This is a genomic window from Rhizobacter sp. J219 (assembly GCF_024700055.1).
Lineage (GTDB): Bacteria > Pseudomonadota > Gammaproteobacteria > Burkholderiales > Burkholderiaceae_C > Rhizobacter.
The window spans coordinates 3,472,845-3,489,951 of record NZ_JAJOND010000001.1 but is presented as its reverse complement, the minus strand read 5'-3'; the positions used below and the strand labels follow the sequence as shown (position 1 = coordinate 3,489,951).

The window sequence follows — 17,107 nt, the reverse complement described above, 5'->3', positions numbered from 1 at the left end:
GACGGCCGGGCCGCTTGCGATACTCGTCGCCCCCATGCAGGCGATCCTGGCCGTCACCGTTCCCTTCTTTGCGCTCGTGCTGTGCGGCTACCTCGCCGCGCGGCAGCGGGTGCTGCCCGAAGCGGCCATCCCCGGGCTCAACGCCTTCGTGCTCTTCTTCGCGCTGCCGTGCATGCTGTTCCGCTTCGGCGCGAGCCAGCCGTTCGCGCAGCTCATCAATCCGTCGCTGATCGCCGTCTATGCACTGGCGGCGCTGGTGATCGTGTTCTTCACCGTGGCGGTGACGCTGCGCCGTGTGGATGGGAAAGGCGTCGACGCGAAGAACGCCGCCTTTGGCGCGCTCGTCGCCGCATTTCCCAACACCGGCTTCATGGGCGTGCCGCTGCTGGTGGCCCTGCTGGGCGATCGTGCGGCCGGGCCGGTGATCGGCACCATCCTGACCGATCTCTTCCTCACCAGCTCGCTGTGCATTGCGCTCGCGCAGGCCGGTACGGCCGACGACGGCCAGCCGCACGACAGCATGCGCGCCACCGTGCTGCGCTCGCTGCGCGGCGCGCTGAGCAATCCGCTGCCGTGGTCCATCGGCCTCGGCGCGGCGCTGGCCGCGAGCGGGCTCGCGCTGCCGGAGCCGCTGTCGCAGGTGATCAAGATGCTGGGCGACGCCGCCTCGCCGGTGGCGCTCTTCACCATCGGCGCGGTGCTGTGGCGCGCCCGCCAGCACGTGCACACGCGCACGCCGGTCGGCCAGTACCTGCCGGTGGCGCTGATCAAGCTTTTCATCCACCCGCTCGTGGTGCTGGGCTTCGGCCTGCTGCTGCGCGCGGCCGGCCTGCCGGTGCCCGAGTTCGGCTTGATGGTGCTGATGCTTGCCGCGGCCTTGCCGAGCGCGAGCAATGTCTCGCTGCTAGCCGAACGCTACGGTGCCGACAACGGCCGCGTGGCGCGCATCATCATGGCCAGCACGGTGCTCGCGTTCGTGACCTTCTCGCTGCTGGCCTGGGGCCTGGGCGTCGGGCGCGGCTGAGGCCGCGCCGCACCACGCTCACGGCGCGCTGCACAGGCAGTGCGCCACCGCGGCAAACGGCTTGCGGCCTTCGGTCAGCTCGGTCACCCAGCCCAGCTCGCGCCGTGCGTCGCGCAGCACCGGCGCCATGCCGGGGGCGACCTGCGCGTCGAGCCAGCCGGTGAGCGTGCTGCGTGCGCTGGCGCTCAGCCATTCCAGCAGCCGCTCGGCACGGCCCGGCTCCGGCTGGATGACGACGACGCGCGGGTTCTCGCCCAGCTGCGCGCGCCTGGCGGCCGACTTCAAGGCCTCGGCGTAGCCGCCGAGGGTGTCGACCAGGCCGCGCTCCTTGGCCTGCGCGCCGGTCCACACACGGCCCTGGGCCACTGCGTCGATCTTGTCGGGCGTGGTCTTGCGGGCCTGCGCGGCCTTGGCCGTGAAGTCGCCGTAGACGCGGTTGATCGTCGCCTGCAGCAGCTCGGCAAAGCGTGGGTCGAGCGGTCGCCGCGGGTCGCCGGCGCCGGCCAGCCAGGTGGTGGTCACGCCACCGGTGTGCACGCCGATCTTCTCGAGCGCCTTGTCGGCCGAGGGCAGCAGCGTGAACACACCGATCGAGCCGGTCACGGTGCCGGCGTCGGCCATCAGCTCGTCGGTGGCCAGCGCGATCCAGTAGCCGCCCGACGCGGCCACGTCGCCCATCGACACCACCACCGGCTTGCCCGCGGCGCGGGTGAGTTCGAGCTCGCGGCGGATCAGCTCCGACGCAAAGGCCGAGCCGCCCGGCGAGTTGACGCGCAACACCACCGCCTTCACCGACTTGTCTTCGCGGGCCTTGCGGATCAGGTCGGAGGTCGACAGCCCGCCCACCTGGCCCGCCGGCGCACGCCCGTCGACGATCTCGCCCTCGGCAATCACCACGCCGATCGCATCGCCCATGGCGGCGGGTTTCTGGCGCGCGAGGTAGTTGTCGAACGAGACCTGGCGGAAGGTCTTGCCCTCGTCGTCTTTGGCACCGCGCTCGATCATCAGCGTGCGCAGCTCGTCGCGGGTCTTGAGGCCGTCGACGAGCTTGGCCGACAGCGCGAGCTTGGCCGCGTCGCCGCCGGCCGCGCCGAGGCGTGCGGGCAGGTCATTGATGAGGGCCATCACGGTGCCGGCCGGCAGCTTGCGCGCCTTCTCTACGCCGTCGACGTAGCTGCCCCACAGGCCGCCGTAGGCATAGCCCATCGCCTCGATCGTTTCGGGCGACGGGCCGTTGAGGGTGAACGGCTCGCCGAAGTTCTTGTAGCTGCCGGCGCGCACGAGGTTGACGCTGATGCCGAGCTTGTCGAGCGCGTCGCGGTAGTAGTTCTGGTAGCGGCCGAAACCCTTCACGAACACCATGCCCATCGGGTGCAGCAGCACCTCGTCGGCGTGGGCGGCGAGGAAGTACTGCGCCTGCTCGTAGTGGCCGCTCCACGCGGTGACCTTCTTGCCGCTGGCGCGAAAGCGCTGCAGCGCCGCGGCCACTTCGCGCAGGCTCGCCATGCCGCCGCCCTGGAACTCGTCGAGCAGCAGCACCGCATGGGTGATCTGCGGGTCGCGTGCGGCAGCCTCGAGCACCGTCAGCACGTCACGCAGCTGCGTGCTGCGCGGTGCTTCGCCCGAGAGTTGCGACAGCGCCGCGTCGCGCACGCCCTGCGCATGCTGCTCGACCAGCGGGCCGCGCAGGTTGAGCACCAGCGCGGTCTTGTCGTCGAGTGCGCGCGGGCCGCTCGTGAAGAGGGCCACGATGACGATCACCAGGATCAGCAGGAAGATCAGGTTGAACACCAGGCGGCGGGTGCCGTCGAGCAGCCACCAGGCACGCCCCAACCAGCGGCGCACGGCAGAACGGGGAGCAGCAGACATCGGGGACTCCAGGCTGTGAACCGCCTCACTGTAAGGGAGGGGCGTCAAGCCCCCAGGCTGTAACCGGTGGTGAGCGACGCGCCGGCCGGCGGCAAGACGCGGCGTTGTCCTACAGGCGCGTCGTGCAGTGCGTCATAGCATTTGTCTCGGGCCACGGTTCCCTCCTCCCTCCCTCCCTGAATGCTGTGGCTCATTCAGCGGGCAGTGCGCGAGCACGGCCCGCTTTCTTTTGCGCGCGGCATCCTGTGGCCGCCTCTGCGCGTGCCAGTGGGGTGGTACTGAAGTGATAGCCTTGCGCGCCCCGTTCACTGCCCCGCTGCTGCCATGTCCCAGCCCCTCGTCATCGTCGGCTCCGGCCTCGCCGGCTACAACCTGGCCCGCGAGTTCCGCAAGCTCGACAAGGAGACGCCGCTCGTCGTCGTGAGCCGCGACCATGCGGGCTTCTACTCCAAGCCCATGCTGTCGAACGCGCTGGCCGGCAAGAAGACGGCGGCCACGCTCGTGATGAAGGCGGCCGAGAAGATGCGCGAGGAGCTCAACGCCACGCTGCTCGCCAACACCGAGCTGAAGCGCCTCGACACCGCGGCCCAGACACTCGAACTCGCCAACGGCGAAACGCTCGCCTACCGCGACCTCGCGCTGGCGCTGGGCGCCGACCCGATCCGCCTGCCGCTGCAGGGCGATGCCGAACCGGAGGTGATGTCGGTCAACGACCTCGACGATTACGCTCGCTTCGCCGAGCGGCTGGAAGGCGCCGACACCGTGGCCATCCTCGGCGGCGGACTGATCGGCTGCGAGTTCGCCAACGACCTGCTGCACCGGGGCGTGGCCCCCACCGTCATCGACCTGGCGGGCACGCTGTTGTCGCGCCTGCTGCCGCCGCAGGCCAGCGAGCGCCTGCAGGCGAAGCTGGAAGCGGCGGGCGTGGCGTTTCGCCTCGGCGTTTCGGCCACCCGCGTCGACCGCGAGGGCCAGGGCTACCAGCTGACCCTGAGCGACGGCAGCCGGCTCTACGCCGACCGCGTGCTCTCGGCCATCGGCCTGAAGCCGCGCACCGGCCTGGCCGTGGCCGCCGGCCTTGCCACGCAGCGCGGCATCACCACCGACCGGCTGCTGGCCACCAGCGCGCCGCACGTCTACGCCCTCGGCGACTGTGCCGAAGTCGCCGGCCTGTCGCTGCCCTTCGTGCTGCCGCTGATGGCGCAAAGCCGCGCCCTCGCCGCCACGCTGGCCGGCACGCCGACGCCGCTGGTCTACCCCGCGATGCCGGTGACGGTGAAGACGCCCGCCTGCCCGACGGTCGTGTGCCCGCCGCTGCCGGGGGCGGCCGGCAGCTGGAGCGTGGAGCTGAGCGACGACGCCTGCACCGCGCGGTTCACCGGCGCCGATGGCCGCCTGCTCGGCTTTGCCTTGCTCGGTGCGGCGGTGTCGCAGCGCCAGGCGCTGGCGGCGCAGGTGCCGGGCTGGCTCGGCTGACCGGACTCAGATCGCGAGCGGGTCGACGTCGAGCGCCCAGCGCAGCACCGCCTTGTGCTGCGACTTGAGCCGCGTGAGTTCGCCGACCCAGGGCCGCAGCACACGTTGCAGCGAGCCGCGGGTGGACGACTCCACCAGCATCTGCATGCGCTCCACGTTCGCCACCCGGGCCACGTGGTGCGGCACCGGCGGGTAGATCAGCAGTTCGCTCGCGCCGGGGATCTGCGCGGCCAGTTCCGCCGCGGCCTGCAGGAAGTCTTTGGCCGCCTGCGCCGTGCGGGCCTCGGCGCGCAGCAACGCGAGGTGGCTGAAGGGCGGCAGCCCCGCCATGCTGCGTTCCTTCAACTGGCTGGCGGCGAAGGCCGCGTAGTCGTGCTGCCGCAGCGCGGCGTAGAGCGGGTGGGTGGGGTGCCAGGTCTGCACCACCATCTCGCTGCGGTCGGCCTGCGCGGCGTCGCGCCCGGCGCGGCCGGCGGCCTGCATCAAGAGCGCAAACAAGCGCTCGGGCGCGCGGAAGTCGCTGCTGAAAAGCGCGTTGTCGGGGCTCACCGCGGCCACCAGCGTGATGCGCCGGAAGTCGTGGCCCTTGGCCACCATCTGCGTGCCGACCAGTACGTCGACCTCACCCGCGTGCACTGCCGAGAGCTGCGCTTCGAGCGCGCCTTTCTGGCGTGTGCTGTCGGCGTCGATGCGCGCCACGCGGGCGCCGGGCAGGGCTTCGGCGAGCTGCTCCTCCAGCCGCTCGGTGCCGCGGCCGAGCGGGGCGATGTCGAGGTTGCCGCAGTCGGGGCAGGCGCGCGGCACCGACTGCGTGAAGCCGCAGTGGTGGCAGCGCAGCGTGCGGTCGACCTTGTGGAAGACACGCCAGGCGCTGCAGTGCGGGCAGTCGCTCTTCCAGCCGCAGGCGCCGCAGTGCAGCACCGGCGCATAGCCGCGTCGGTTGAGGAAGACGAGGCTTTGCTCGCCACGCTCCAGACGCCTGCCCAGTGCGCCCACCAGCTGCGGCGACAGCAGCGTCGTCACGCCCGGCGTCTTGGGCAGCAGGTTCATGTCGACCAGGCGCACGGCCGGCAGCGCGCCGTTGCCCACGCGGTGGGCCAGCGTGAGGCGCTCGTAGCGGCCCTGCTCAGCGCGTTGCCAGCTTTCCAGCGAGGGCGTGGCCGAGCCGAGCACGACGCAGGCGCCTTCGAGCTTCCCGCGGTAGACCGCCAGGTCCCGGGCCGAGTAGCGCGCACCTTCCTGCTGTTTGTAGGAGGGGTCGTGTTCCTCGTCGACCACGATCAGGCCCAGCCGCGGCAGCGGGGCGAAGACCGCCATGCGCGTGCCCAGCACCAGGTCGGCCAGGCCCAGGTGCGCGGCGAGCCAGTGCTTGAGCCGCTGTGCTGGCGTCAGGCCGCTGTGCAGCGAGACGATGCGCCGGGGCGTCGGGCCGCTGCCGAACCGTTCGGCGAAGCGGGCTTCGAGCTGCGGCGTGAGGTTGATCTCGGGCACCAGCACCAGCACCTGGCGGCCGGCGGCCAGCGCGTCTTCGGCGGCGCGCAGGTAGACCTCGGTCTTGCCGCTGCCGGTCAGGCCGTGCAGCAGCACCACCGGCGCGGCACCGGGCTGGCTCAGCTCGGCAAGCCGGGCGAGGGCGGCAGCCTGGTCGGGCGTGAGTTCGGGCCGCACCGGCGCCGGACCGGCCGCCGGCACGGCCCAGCCCTTGCGCAGCCGGGCCACCCGCTGGGCCAGCTGGGTGTTGTCGAGCTTGCGCAGCTCAGGCGGCAGCACCGACAAGGCCACTTCGCCCAGGCCGCGCTGATAGTAAGTAGCTGCAAACTCCACCAGCTCGCACCAGCGCGCCGACAACGGCGGCACCGCATCCAGCACCGAGGCGATGGGTTTCAGGGCCATCGACGGTTCGGGCTCGGCAGCGCCCGGCCACACGACGCCCGTCACCTCGCGGCGGCCCAGTGGTACCCGCACCAAAGCGCCAGGGGAAGGCGAGTGCTCGCTCAGGTAGTCGAGCGCCCCACCCAGGCCGCTGTGCTGGGGGGCGTCGACGGCCACACGAACGGGCAGGCGGTCATTCATTGGCAAGAGGCGCAACTGACCCGAACGGGCTAGGCACCGTATTAGGAATGAGTCTTAAGTCGCTGATTTTTCAGCGCTTTTGGATGTTTCCACGGCTCTTGTGGATAACTTTGTGGGAAACCTGCCAAAAATCGCGCTAGAGCCTTGATTTTTGGGCCTTGGCGCTGCGTTGCCCACTTTCGATGCAATTTCGGCCCTCAATAAAATCAACGACTTAGCGACCTAATCAGAAATAAGGATGCTGCGACGCGTCAGCGTTTTCCGACAGGCAGCGAATTCGGGGATTTGGGGATAAGTCAAGCCCTGAGTGCCTGCTCACCGGGAAAGCACTGCAGGCCGTTCCAGAAAGATGCAACCAACTGCAACAGGCGCGCTTCACCCTTCAGCGCTCTCGATGCAGGCTGGGCGAGTGTTCGTGCACCGCGTCGACGAGTGCGGCCACGCTCTCCGGCGGGGTGTGCTGGCTGATGCCGTGGCCGAGGTTGAAGATGTGGCCCGCCGGGCGGCCATCGGTGGGCCAGGCGCCGAAGCTGTCGAGCGTCTGGATCACCTGCTCGCGCACCTGCTCCGGCGAGGCGAACAGCACCGAGGGATCCAGATTGCCCTGGAGCGCCGTGAATTGGCCGATGCGCTTGCGCGCCGCGGCGAGGCTCACCGTCCAGTCGAGGCCGACCACGTCGCAGCCGAGCGCGGCGATCTCTTCCAGCCACAGGCCGCCGCCCTTGGTGAAGACGATGTGCGGGATGCGTTGGCCTTCGTGCTCACGCTTGACCTGCGCCAGTGCGCGGCGGGTGTAGTCGAGGCTGAACGACTGGAATGCGCCGTCGGCCAGCACGCCGCCCCAGCTGTCGAACACCATCACCGCCTGAGCGCCGGCGTCGATCTGGGCGTTGAGGTAGGCGGCCACCGCATCGGCGTTGACCTTCAACATGCGGTGCAGCAGGTCGGGCCGGCTGTAGAGCATGGTCTTGACCAGGCGGTAGTCGTCGGAGCCGGCGCCTTCGACCATGTAGCAGGCGAGCGTCCACGGGCTGCCCGAGAAGCCGATCAGCGGCACGCGGCCGTTGAGCGCCTTGCGGATGGAGGTGACGGCGTCGAAGACGTAGCGCAGCTTCTCCATGTCGGGCACGGCCAGCTTGGCCACGGCCGCTTCGTCGCGCACCGGGTGGGCGAACTTCGGGCCTTCGCCCATCGCGAAGCTTAAGGACAGGCCCATCGCGTCGGGCACGGTCAGGATGTCGCTGAAGAGAATGGCGGCATCGAGCTTGTAGCGTTCGAGCGGCTGCAGCGTGACCTCGGTGGCGAAGTCGGTGTTGGTGGCCAGGCCCATGAAGCTGCCGGCCTTGGCGCGGGTGGCGCGGTACTCCGGCAGGTAACGACCGGCCTGGCGCATGAGCCAGACGGGCGTGTGGTCGGTGGGCTGGCGCAGGCAGGCGCGCAGGAAGCTGTCGTTTTGGAGCGGTGCAAACATCGAAGGATTATCTCTGCCGTCCCATAATCAGCCGCACCCCTTCTCCCGGAGACCGCCATGCTGGCCCAGAACGTTCTGCAGACCATCGGCAACACGCCGCACATCCGCATCAACCGCCTCTTCGGCAGCACGCACAGCGTGTACGTGAAGAGCGAACGCGCCAACCCCGGCGGCTCCATCAAGGACCGCATCGCACTGTCGATGATCGAGGCGGCCGAAGCGAGCGGCACGCTCAAGGCCGGCGGCACCATCGTCGAGCCGACCTCCGGCAACACCGGCGTGGGCCTTGCGATGGTCGCGGCGGTCAAGGGCTACAAGCTGGTGTTGGTGATGCCCGAGAGCATGAGCGTCGAGCGCCGCCGACTGATGCTCGCCTACGGCGCGAGCTTCGTGCTCACGCCGCGCGAGAAGGGCATGAACGGCGCCATCGCCAAGGCGACCGAGATCGTCGCCGCCACCCCTGGCGCATGGATGCCGCAGCAGTTCGACAACGCGGCCAACATCGACGTGCATGTGCGCACCACCGCGCAGGAGATCGCGGCCGACTTTCCGGGCGGCGTCGACGTGCTGATCACCGGCGTGGGCACCGGCGGCCACATCACCGGCTGCGCCAAGGTGCTCAAGGCCCAGTGGCCCAAGCTCAAGGTGTTTGCGGTGGAGCCCAGCGCCTCGCCGGTCATCAGCGGGGGCAAGCCGAGCCCGCACCCGATCCAGGGCATCGGCGCCGGCTTCATTCCGAAGAACCTGCACACCGACCTCCTCGACGGCGTGATCCAGGTCGAGGCCGATGCGGCAAAGGAATTCGCCCGCCGCTCGGCGCGCGAAGAAGGCCTGCTGGTGGGCATCTCGTCGGGCGCGACACTCGCCGCGATCTCGCAGAAGCTCCCCGACATCGCGAAGGGCGCGACCGTGCTCGGCTTCAACTACGACACCGGCGAGCGCTACCTGTCGATCGAAGGTTTTCTGCCCAACGAATGAGCGTTGTTGAACGCCAGCGGGACGAGCGCCGGGCCGCCCCAAGCCGGCCCGCATTCCCTCGGGGGATCGCCTGCCGTATTCGGCAGGCGAGGGGCTGACATGCGACCGAGAGTCCTCATCGTCGAAGACGAACCCGGCATCGCCGACACGCTGCAGTACGCGTTGCGCACCGACGGGTTCGAGCCGGCCTGGGCGGCGACGGGCGAAGAGGCGCTGTCGCAGTTCAAGGCGCAGCCGCCGTCTCTCGTGATCCTCGACGCCGGCCTGCCCGACACCAGCGGCTTCGAGGTGTTCAAGCGCCTGCGTGAAGTGGCCGACGTGCCGGTGGTCTTCCTCACCGCCCGCAGCGACGAGATCGACCGGGTGGTCGGGCTGGAACTCGGGGCCGACGACTACGTGGCCAAGCCGTTTTCGCCACGTGAGCTGGTGGCCCGTGTGCGCTCCATCCTGCGGCGCAGCGCCAAGGCGGCGGCCGCGCCCCCGGCCGCACCGGCGCTGCCGCTGAGCGTGGATGAAGGCAAGCGTCAGATCCGCTTCTACGGCAAGCTGCTCGAACTCTCGCGTTACGAGTTCGGCCTCCTGCAGACGCTCGCCTCGCGCCCCGGGCATGTGTTCAGCCGCGACACGCTGCTGGCCCGCGTGTGGGGCGACGACACCGAAAGCCTCGACCGCACGGTCGATGCGCACGTGAAGACGGTGCGTGCCAAGCTGAAGGCGGTGGCGCCGCTGCTGGAGCCGATCCGCACGCACCGCGGCGCGGGCTACGCGATCGCAGAAGACCTGCCTCCGACCCTGCCCTCTTCGTGACGAAGAGAACCCGGATCTTCCTCGGCATCCTCCTGGCCTACGTGATCGGCGTGGGCCTCCTGATGGTCCGCCAGCTGGAAGACATCGACCCGCGCTACCGCGAATCGGCCGAAGAAAACCTGGTCGAGACCGCGCAGCTGATGGCCACGCTCATCGAAGGCGTGTCGCGCGACGGCACGCTGCAGGTCGACGCGCTGGGCCCGCTCTTCCAGGCGCTCTATGCGCGCCGCTTCAAGGCCGACATCTACGGTTTCGAGAAGACGCGCGTCGAGCTGCGCCTGGCCGTGGTCGACCGTGGCGGCACCGTCGTCTTCGACTCCACCAACCGTTCGCTCGGCGCTGACCACTCGCTGTGGCGCGACATCCGCCGTGCGCTGCAGGGCGAGTACGGCGCACGCACCACGCCCGACGTGGAAGGCGACGCCAGCAGCTCGGTGATGTACGTGGCCGCGCCCATTCGTGTGGGCGGCGCGATCATCGGCGCCGTCAGCGTGGGCAAGCCGGTGCAAAGCTTCGGCCAGTTCGTGCAGGCGGCGCGCCGCAAGACGCTGCTCGTTGGCACCACCTCGGTGGTGGCGGTGCTGCTGCTGGTGGTGATCCTCTCGGTGTGGCTGGTGCGGCCCTTCGGCGTGGTGGCCGACTACGTGCGCTACGTGAAGGCGCAGCGCACGCTCAGCCTGCCACGCCTGACAAGGCGCGCGCTGAAGGCGGCGGCCGCGGCCTACGACGAGATGCGCGACGCGCTCGCCGGCCGCACCTACGTGGCCGACTACGTTCAGACCTTGACGCACGAGGTGAAGAGTCCGCTGTCGGCCATCCGCGGTGCGGCCGAGCTGCTGCAAGAGCCCATGCCCGATGCCGACCGGGCGCGCTTCGCCGCCAACATCGCGCGTGAGACGCAGCGCATCCAGGAGCTGGTCGACCGCATGATGGAGCTGACCGCGCTCGAATCGCGCCGCACGCTCGACGCGGCGGTGCCGGTGGCCTTGCGACCGCTGCTGCAGGAGCTGGTGGCGAGCGTGCAGCCGGCCGCCGCGGCGCGCGGCCTGCAGGTGGTGCTGGAAGACGGGGCCGACGCCACCGTGCAGGGCGATGCCTTCCTGCTGCAGCGCGCGGTGTCGAACCTGGTCGACAACGCACTCGACTTCTCGCCCGCCGGCGGCACGGTGACGCTCACGCTCAAACGTCAGCGCCAGAACGCCGAAGTCACGGTGCGCGACCACGGGCCGGGCATCCCCGATTACGCCGAGGGCAAGGTGTTCGAGAAGTTCTATTCGCTGGCCCGCCCGCAGTCGCGCAAGAAGAGCACCGGGCTCGGTCTCAGCTTCGTCAAAGAGATCGCCGAGCTGCACGAGGGCCGCGTCACGCTCACCAATGCGGCGGGCGGCGGTGCGCTGGCCACGCTCAGCCTGCCCTTGAGCGACGGGACAGGCTGAACGACGACCCGCTGCGATTACTTCGCGGCGCCCTTCTCGTAGACGATCTTCTTCTTGCCGCCGTCGCAGCTGCCGACCACCTTGCGGTCACCGGTCTTGTCGGTGTCGACGATCTCGAGCTTGTAGCCGGCGACCTTCTTCTCGTCGAGCTTGGCGGCGATCTCCGACTTCAGCTCTTCACAGGGCTTGGCGGCGAAGGCGGGAGCGGCAAGGCCGAGCAGGGCGGCACACAGCATCAGGTTCTTCATCAAGGGTCTCCTCCGGGTTGAACGATGGGGCCACCAGTATCGCGTCAACGCCTGTGTTCACGCAGGCTTCACAGAGCAGCTTTCAGGCTTCAAACCGGCTTCGATCACGCCGTCGATCCTCTTGCGCAGACCACCGCATCGTGGTGTCGCCCAGAGAGGATTCCATGTCACGCCCGCACCTTCCCTACCACCCGCTGACCCGCACCGGCCGCGTGCTGTGGTGCATGGCGCTTGCGGCCTTCTCGGCCGTGCTGATGCTGTTCTGGTCGTCGGCGCATGCCGACGATTCCGAAGCACTCAGGGCCGAGAGCCCGTACTTCGCCGTCAACAGCAGCGAGCCCGGCACCGACCGGCTGCCGCTCAAGTCGACCGAGGTCGACGTGAAGATCGCCGGGGTGATCGCCGACGTGCGGGTGACGCAGCACTATCGCAACGAAGGCCAGCGCCCGATCGAGGCGCGCTATGTCTTCCCGGGTTCGACGCAGGCGGCCGTCTACGCGATGACGGTGAAGCTCGGCGACCGTGTGCTCACCGCGCGCATCAAGGAAAAGGAAGCGGCCCGCATCGAGTACCAGGCCGCCAAGCGCGAAGGCAAGACGACGGCCCTGCTGGAGCAGCGCCGGCCCAACGTCTTCGAGATGAACGTCGCCAACATCCTGCCCGGCGATGACGTGGCGGTGGAGCTGCGCTACACCGAGCTGCTGCGCCCGACCGATGCGCAGTACGGCTTCGTGTTCCCGACGGTCGTGGGCCCGCGCTACAACAGCCCGAACGCGGCCGCCAGCAACGGTGGCGCCATCGGTGGCGCATACCTGAAGCAAGGCGTCGCGTCGAACACCACGCTCACGCTGCGCGTCACGCTCGACACGCCGCTCGCGGTGAAGGCGATCGCCTCGCCCTCGCACGAGGTGATGGTCGATGGCCTCGGCACCACGCGGGCCGCGGTGTCCCTGAAGCCGGGCGACACACCCGCCAACAACCGCGACTTCATCCTGAACTACCGCCTGGCCGGCGAGCGCATCGAGTCGGGCCTGGTGCTCTACCGCGGTGAGGACGACGGCAGCGAGAACTTCTTCCTCGCGATGGTCGAGCCGCCGAAGGCCGTGGCGCCGCGCGAGATCAACCCGCGCGACTACATCTTCGTGGTCGACATCTCGGGCTCGATGCACGGCTACCCGCTGGAAACCGCCAAGGTGCTCCTGCGCAACCTGATCGGCAGCCTGCGCGCGAGCGACACCTTCAACGTGATGCTCTTCTCGGGCAGCAGCCGCATGCTCGCGCCCGCCTCGGTGCCGGCCACACGCGCCAACATCGAGCAGGCCATCCGCACGATCAACGAGATGGGCGGTGGCGGCAGCACCGAGATCGTGCCGGCCTTGAAGCGCGTGGCTGCTTTGCCGAAAGCCGAAGAGGTGTCGCGCAGCGTGATCTTCGTGACCGACGGCTACGTGAGCGTCGAGGCGGAGGTGTTCCGTCTCATCCGCCAGAACCTGAACCAGTTCAACGTGTTCTCGTTCGGCATCGGCACGAGCGTCAACCGCCACCTGATCGAAGGCATGGCCCGTGCAGGGCAGGGCGAGGCCTTCATCGTCACCAAGCCCGACCAGGCGGCCGCCCAAGCCGAGCGCCTGCGCCGCATCATCGAAGCCCCGGTGCTCACGCAGGTGAAGGCGAGCTTCGAAGGCCTCGAGGCCTACGACGTGGAGCCGCTGCAGCTGCCCGACGTGCTGGGCGGCCGCCCGGTGGTGGTGTTTGGGAAGTGGCGGGGTGCGTGGGGTGGCCAGTTCGTCATCGAAGGGCGTGCGGCCGATGGTCCGTACCGGCAGGTGCTGACGGCGCAGCAAGACGGCAAAGGCCCCTCGGCGCTGCGCCAGCTGTGGGCACGCCAGCGCATCGCCAGCCTGAGCGACCAGGAGGCGCTCGAAGGTGGCAGCAGCCAGAAGGCGGCGATCACCGAACTCGGCCTCACCTACAGCCTGCTCACGCAGTACACGAGCTTCATCGCGGTCGACCAGCGGGTGCGCAACACCAACCCGGCGCAGACGCAGGCGGTGGACCAGCCCTCGCCGCTGCCCGAAGGCGTGAGCAACCTGGCGATCGGCGCCGAAGTGCCGAGCACGCCGGAGCCGGGCGCGATGGCGGCGCTGCTGGTGGTGATCGGCGTGGTCGTGGCCGGGGTGTGGCCATCGCGTCGCCGCCGCAAGGAGTGAACGATGGCCACCGCGATTGCACTGCATCCGCTCGGGCGTTGGCAGGCCCGTTGCGAAGCCCTCTCGCCGCTCGCCTGGCTGGGCCTGCAGGCGGCTGCCCTGTGGCCGCACTGGCGCTGGGCGGGGGCGCGTCTCGCCGACGGCTCGGACGACCCGCTCGGCCTGGCCGCCCTCGCCGCGCTCGGGGTGTGGGTGTGGCGGCACGAACCGCTCTTGCGCGGCGCGCCGCGGCAGGGATGGTTGTACGCGGCAGGTGTGTTGACGGCGCTGGCCACACTCGCGCTCTTTCACCTGCCGCCACTGCTCGGCGCCGTGCTGGCGGTGCTGGCGCTGGCCGCCGGCTTGCGCAGCGTGATGCCCTCGGGCCAGCCGTGGCTGCCCGTCGCCGGCCTCGCGGTGCTCGCGTTGCCGGTGGTGTCGTCGCTGCAGTTCTATGCCGGCTACCCATTGCGCCTCGTCACCGCGGAGATCAGCACCTGGGTGCTGCAACTCGCAGGGCTCGCCGCCGAGCGCAGCGGCACCACGATGTGGGTGCAGGGGCGCCAGGTGATCGTCGATGCGCCGTGCTCCGGGGTGCAGATGGTGTGGATGGCGTACTTCTGCGCCTGCGTCGTGGCGGCGTTCAGCGGCGTGCGCGACCGCGCAATGCTGGCGCGGCTGCCGGCGGTGGGGGGCGCTGGTGCTGGCCGGCAACGTGCTGCGCAACAGCGTGCTGGTCGCGCTCGAAGCGCAGCAGGCGCCGGTGTCCGAGGCGCTGCATGAGGGCGTCGGGCTCGTCGTGCTGGTGGCGGTGTGCGCGGCGGTGGTGGCGGTGATGCGTGGAGGCCGCGATGCGCAGGCTTGACGCGTGGTGGCTGACGCGTGCCGGGCTGTTGCTGGGCCTGGCCGCCTGCGCGCTGGCACCGCTCGGGCGCGCGGGGGACGCGGCTTCGCGCGAGCGCCAGCTCGCACCCGAATGGCCGGTGGCGTGGGAAGGGCGGCCGCTGCGTCCGCTGGCACTCGGTGCGTTCGAGGCACGCTTCGCGGCTCGTTTCCCCGGCCACATCGCGCGCATGACCGATGGTGAGCGCACCCTGGTGCTGCGCGAGGTGCACGAGCCCACGCGCATGCTGCATCCGGCGGCCGACTGCTACCGCGCGGTCGGCTACACGGTGGCCGACGCGCACCTGGAGCGCGACGCGCAGCAGCAGCTGTGGCGCTGCTTCATCGCCGAGCGCGAAGGGCAGCGCCTGCGCGTGTGCGAGCGCATCGTCGATGCCGCCGGCGCGTCGTTCACCGATGCGTCGAGCTGGTTCTGGGCCGCGGCGCTCGGCCAGTCCACCGGCCCGTGGCGGGCCGTCACCGTCGCGAGGGCCTTGTGAAGACCGTTCTGAAATGGGGCTTGGGCCTGGTGTTCGCGCTCGTCGTGGGCGTGGCGCTGGCGGTCTTCTTCACCCTGCGGGCGCTGCAACCGGCGCCGGGCGAGTGGACGCGCACGGTGCAGCTCGGGCCGTTCACGCGCGAGGTCAGCATGCCCGCGGTGCTGCGCATCGCAAGCCATCCGTTCACGCTGCGCCTGATGGAAGGCCGGCGCTTCCACACGCCTTACGGCACCGTGCATTGGCAGGCGGTGAACGCGCCCAACACCTGGCGCGCGGTGTGTGCGCCCTGCACGCTGCCGGTGGGCGGACTGGGCCGCGAGCCGCTGCGCCTGTCTCGGGTGGAGTTCACCGTCGTGCCCGACATGGAGATGAACCTGCAAGGCCACTTCGCCGTCGGCGATGCGAAAGCGCAGGGCACCGAGCCGCTGCAGGGCCGCTGGTCCTCGCGCATCGAGCGGCAGCAGCTGGTGCTGCAGTTCCGTGTCGTCGACGAGCCGGCGGTGCGGGCCTTTGCGCTCTTCAGGCGCGACATTCCCGAGTTCGCACGGGCCCGCATCGAAGGGCGTGTGAGCGTGAAGGCGCAGTGGCGCTGGCCCTCGCGCGAGTGGGAGTTCAAGCCGCGGCTCGACGGGCTGTCGGTGTCGGGCCTGGGCACCGAGGCCTTGCTGAACGCGCAGGCGGCCTGTGGCCCCGGCGACGAGGCGGCGGACTTCGGGGTGTGGTTGCCGCGCGCCGTGATCGCCGCCGAAGACCAGCGCTACTACGAGCACCCGGGCTACGACCTGAACGAGATCGTTGCCGCCTGGTTCAGCAACCAGCGCAGTGAAGGCGCGGTGACCGGCGGCAGCACCTTGTCGCAGCAGCTCGCCAAGCTGCTCTACACCGGCGACAGCCGCCATCACGGCCGCAAGCTGCGCGAGCTGCTGTACGCCGTGGAGCTCGACCGCACGCTCGGCAAGCCGCGCCTGATGAACCTCTACCTGGCGCTCGCCCCGTGGGGCGACGGGCAGTGCGGCGCGCAGGCCGCCGCGCGCCACTTCTTCCGCAAGGACGCGGCGCAGCTCACGCCGCTGGAGGCGGTGTGGCTCGCCACGCTGCTGCACAACCCCGACCGCGAGCTGGCGCTGATGGGTCGCCACGGCGACGCCAACCGTGCGCGGGTGGCCTGGGTGGCCGGCCACGTGCGGCCGGTGTCGCGGCGCGAGCGCGAGGCGCTGGTGAAGGCGGCCGAACGCTGGCGGCCGCCGGCGCCGGCGCTGCGGGTCGCGATGGCGGTGGCGGCTTCGCAGGCCGCGCAGGGCCGCTGAACGGGGTCAGCCGTGGGCGAGCCAGTCGTCGGCGACCGCGGCGGCGTCGCGCGCCTGGCTCGCGTCCCACATGCGCTCGGGCGGCACCACACGCGTGCCCGGGGCCGACTGCGGCAGGCGTGTCGCCAGCCGCGCGGCGAACGTGGCCACCTTGGCAGCGCGCACCGGCCGCTGCCGCTCGGGCACCATCATCTGCAGCTGCGAGAGCATCCAGTGCGCGAGCCGTTGTGCGGGGTGCGCGTGCCGCACCTGATCGGGTGGCTGCGCCGAGCGCACGAAGACCAGGTGCTCGAAGCCGAGGGCTGCGACGGCCTGTTCGTCGAGGCTCGCCAGGCCGCGCTTGAGCGCCTCGGGCAGCATGGCCTGCGTGTGTGGCATCACGACCAGCAGGTGGCGCACGCCCCGCGCGTGCAGCTGCGCGGCGAGGGCGGGCAGTTGTTCCGGCTGCGGACGGTAGAAGGCCAGCTCGCGGCCGTTGACGACCCGCTCGCGGTCGAACACCACCACCGCGGTGGCGGCCAGCGGCGTGCGGTCGTCCTCGCTCCACGGCAGCGTGTGCAAGCCGCGCAGCCCGGTCTGCAGGGGCTGGGTGACGAACACGCTCACCTGCGCGTGCCGCCGCGCCGCGAGCAGCCCTTCGAGCAGGGCCGATCCCAATGCACCGGCCCCACCACACACCAGCACGCCCGGGCCGGCGGCGGCGCGCGGCGCGGGCGCGTGGCCGGCGCGCAGGGCTTCATGGAGCAGGGTCATGCGGCGGAGTATCCCTGCCCCTTGAATTGCCGGTGGCACGCCGCATCTGGTGCGCCGGGGTAGCATCGCCCCGCCTCGGCTTCAAGGACACACG

General features: G+C 70.4%; 14 protein-coding genes. 9 read left to right on the top strand and 5 right to left on the bottom strand.

What is annotated here, in order from left to right; translation table 11 throughout:
* Window positions 1-34 precede the first annotated feature (34 nt).
* Window positions 35-1,024: an AEC family transporter gene (locus LRS03_RS16405; protein WP_257826746.1), complete on the top strand. Its 990-nt coding sequence runs from the start codon at window positions 35-37 to the stop codon at window positions 1,022-1,024.
* 18 nt (window positions 1,025-1,042) lie between these two features.
* Here LRS03_RS16405 and sppA read toward each other — a convergent pair whose 3' ends face one another.
* Window positions 1,043-2,893, bottom strand: coding sequence for a signal peptide peptidase SppA (gene sppA / locus LRS03_RS16400; protein ID WP_257826745.1), 1,851 nt, complete (start codon window positions 2,891-2,893; stop codon window positions 1,043-1,045).
* Window positions 2,894-3,217: 324 nt separating this feature from the next.
* On the opposite strand from sppA, the gene LRS03_RS16395 reads away from it, so the two are divergent.
* Window positions 3,218-4,369 (top strand): NAD(P)/FAD-dependent oxidoreductase, encoded by a 1,152-nt coding sequence (locus tag LRS03_RS16395; protein ID WP_257826744.1) that lies wholly within the window; start codon window positions 3,218-3,220, stop codon window positions 4,367-4,369.
* A 6-nt stretch (window positions 4,370-4,375) separates the two neighbouring features.
* Here the strand turns inward: LRS03_RS16395 and LRS03_RS16390 are convergent, their stop codons facing one another.
* Both LRS03_RS16390 and hemE read right to left on the bottom strand, forming a co-directional pair.
* Window positions 4,376-6,442, bottom strand: coding sequence for a primosomal protein N' (locus LRS03_RS16390; protein WP_257826743.1), 2,067 nt, complete (start codon window positions 6,440-6,442; stop codon window positions 4,376-4,378).
* Window positions 6,443-6,824: 382 nt separating this feature from the next.
* On the bottom strand, window positions 6,825-7,913 hold the full coding sequence (gene hemE / locus LRS03_RS16385; RefSeq protein WP_257826742.1) for a uroporphyrinogen decarboxylase: 1,089 nt from the start codon (window positions 7,911-7,913) through the stop codon (window positions 6,825-6,827).
* A 57-nt stretch (window positions 7,914-7,970) separates the two neighbouring features.
* Here hemE and cysK point away from each other — a divergent pair, with 57 nt between their 5' ends.
* From cysK to creC, 3 genes are all read left to right on the top strand, one after another.
* Window positions 7,971-8,891, top strand: coding sequence for a cysteine synthase A (gene cysK / locus LRS03_RS16380; RefSeq protein WP_257826741.1), 921 nt, complete (start codon window positions 7,971-7,973; stop codon window positions 8,889-8,891).
* A 99-nt stretch (window positions 8,892-8,990) separates the two neighbouring features.
* Window positions 8,991-9,698 carry a two-component system response regulator CreB gene (gene creB / locus LRS03_RS16375; protein ID WP_257826740.1) on the top strand — a complete coding sequence of 236 codons (708 nt, stop codon included), beginning with the start codon at window positions 8,991-8,993 and terminating at the stop codon, window positions 9,696-9,698.
* Window positions 9,695-11,134 (top strand): two-component system sensor histidine kinase CreC, encoded by a 1,440-nt coding sequence (gene creC / locus LRS03_RS16370; protein WP_257826739.1) that lies wholly within the window; start codon window positions 9,695-9,697, stop codon window positions 11,132-11,134. Before creB ends, creC begins: the two co-directional genes overlap by 4 nt.
* A gap of 17 nt (window positions 11,135-11,151) precedes the next feature.
* On the opposite strand, the gene LRS03_RS16365 is transcribed toward creC, so the two are convergent.
* Window positions 11,152-11,382, bottom strand: coding sequence for a DUF1161 domain-containing protein (locus LRS03_RS16365; RefSeq protein WP_257826737.1), 231 nt, complete (start codon window positions 11,380-11,382; stop codon window positions 11,152-11,154).
* 164 nt (window positions 11,383-11,546) lie between these two features.
* Between LRS03_RS16365 and LRS03_RS16360 the strand changes: the two genes are divergently transcribed.
* The 4 genes from LRS03_RS16360 (at window position 11,547) to LRS03_RS16345 (ending at window position 16,260) form a co-directional block, all read left to right on the top strand.
* Entirely contained in the window at window positions 11,547-13,592 is a 2,046-nt protein-coding gene (locus LRS03_RS16360) for a VIT and vWA domain-containing protein (protein ID WP_257826736.1), read from the top strand.
* Between the two features lie 3 nt (window positions 13,593-13,595).
* On the top strand, window positions 13,596-14,354 hold the full coding sequence (gene xrtQ, locus LRS03_RS16355; protein WP_257826735.1) for an exosortase Q: 759 nt from the start codon (window positions 13,596-13,598) through the stop codon (window positions 14,352-14,354).
* A gap of 68 nt (window positions 14,355-14,422) precedes the next feature.
* A complete protein-coding gene (locus LRS03_RS16350; protein ID WP_257826734.1) occupies window positions 14,423-14,953 on the top strand; it encodes a hypothetical protein in 531 nt (176 codons plus the stop codon).
* Window positions 14,950-16,260 carry a biosynthetic peptidoglycan transglycosylase gene (locus LRS03_RS16345; protein ID WP_257826732.1) on the top strand — a complete coding sequence of 437 codons (1,311 nt, stop codon included), beginning with the start codon at window positions 14,950-14,952 and terminating at the stop codon, window positions 16,258-16,260. Before LRS03_RS16350 ends, LRS03_RS16345 begins: the two co-directional genes overlap by 4 nt.
* Before the next feature lie 6 nt (window positions 16,261-16,266).
* Here LRS03_RS16345 and LRS03_RS16340 read toward each other — a convergent pair whose 3' ends face one another.
* Window positions 16,267-17,013 carry a Rossmann-fold NAD(P)-binding domain-containing protein gene (locus LRS03_RS16340; protein WP_257826730.1) on the bottom strand — a complete coding sequence of 249 codons (747 nt, stop codon included), beginning with the start codon at window positions 17,011-17,013 and terminating at the stop codon, window positions 16,267-16,269.
* Window positions 17,014-17,107: the final 94 nt, after the last annotated feature.

Coding starts and splice junctions, on each gene's coding strand:
- LRS03_RS16405 (WP_257826746.1), top strand. CDS start 35: ATGCAGGCGATCCTGGCCGTCACCGTTCCCTTCTTTGCGCTCGTGCTG.
- sppA (WP_257826745.1), bottom strand. CDS start 2,893: ATGTCTGCTGCTCCCCGTTCTGCCGTGCGCCGCTGGTTGGGGCGTGCC.
- LRS03_RS16395 (WP_257826744.1), top strand. CDS start 3,218: ATGTCCCAGCCCCTCGTCATCGTCGGCTCCGGCCTCGCCGGCTACAAC.
- LRS03_RS16390 (WP_257826743.1), bottom strand. CDS start 6,442: ATGAATGACCGCCTGCCCGTTCGTGTGGCCGTCGACGCCCCCCAGCAC.
- hemE (WP_257826742.1), bottom strand. CDS start 7,913: ATGTTTGCACCGCTCCAAAACGACAGCTTCCTGCGCGCCTGCCTGCGC.
- cysK (WP_257826741.1), top strand. CDS start 7,971: ATGCTGGCCCAGAACGTTCTGCAGACCATCGGCAACACGCCGCACATC.
- creB (WP_257826740.1), top strand. CDS start 8,991: ATGCGACCGAGAGTCCTCATCGTCGAAGACGAACCCGGCATCGCCGAC.
- LRS03_RS16365 (WP_257826737.1), bottom strand. CDS start 11,382: ATGAAGAACCTGATGCTGTGTGCCGCCCTGCTCGGCCTTGCCGCTCCC.
- LRS03_RS16360 (WP_257826736.1), top strand. CDS start 11,547: ATGTCACGCCCGCACCTTCCCTACCACCCGCTGACCCGCACCGGCCGC.
- xrtQ (WP_257826735.1), top strand. CDS start 13,596: ATGGCCACCGCGATTGCACTGCATCCGCTCGGGCGTTGGCAGGCCCGT.
- LRS03_RS16350 (WP_257826734.1), top strand. CDS start 14,423: ATGCGCAGGCTTGACGCGTGGTGGCTGACGCGTGCCGGGCTGTTGCTG.
- LRS03_RS16340 (WP_257826730.1), bottom strand. CDS start 17,013: ATGACCCTGCTCCATGAAGCCCTGCGCGCCGGCCACGCGCCCGCGCCG.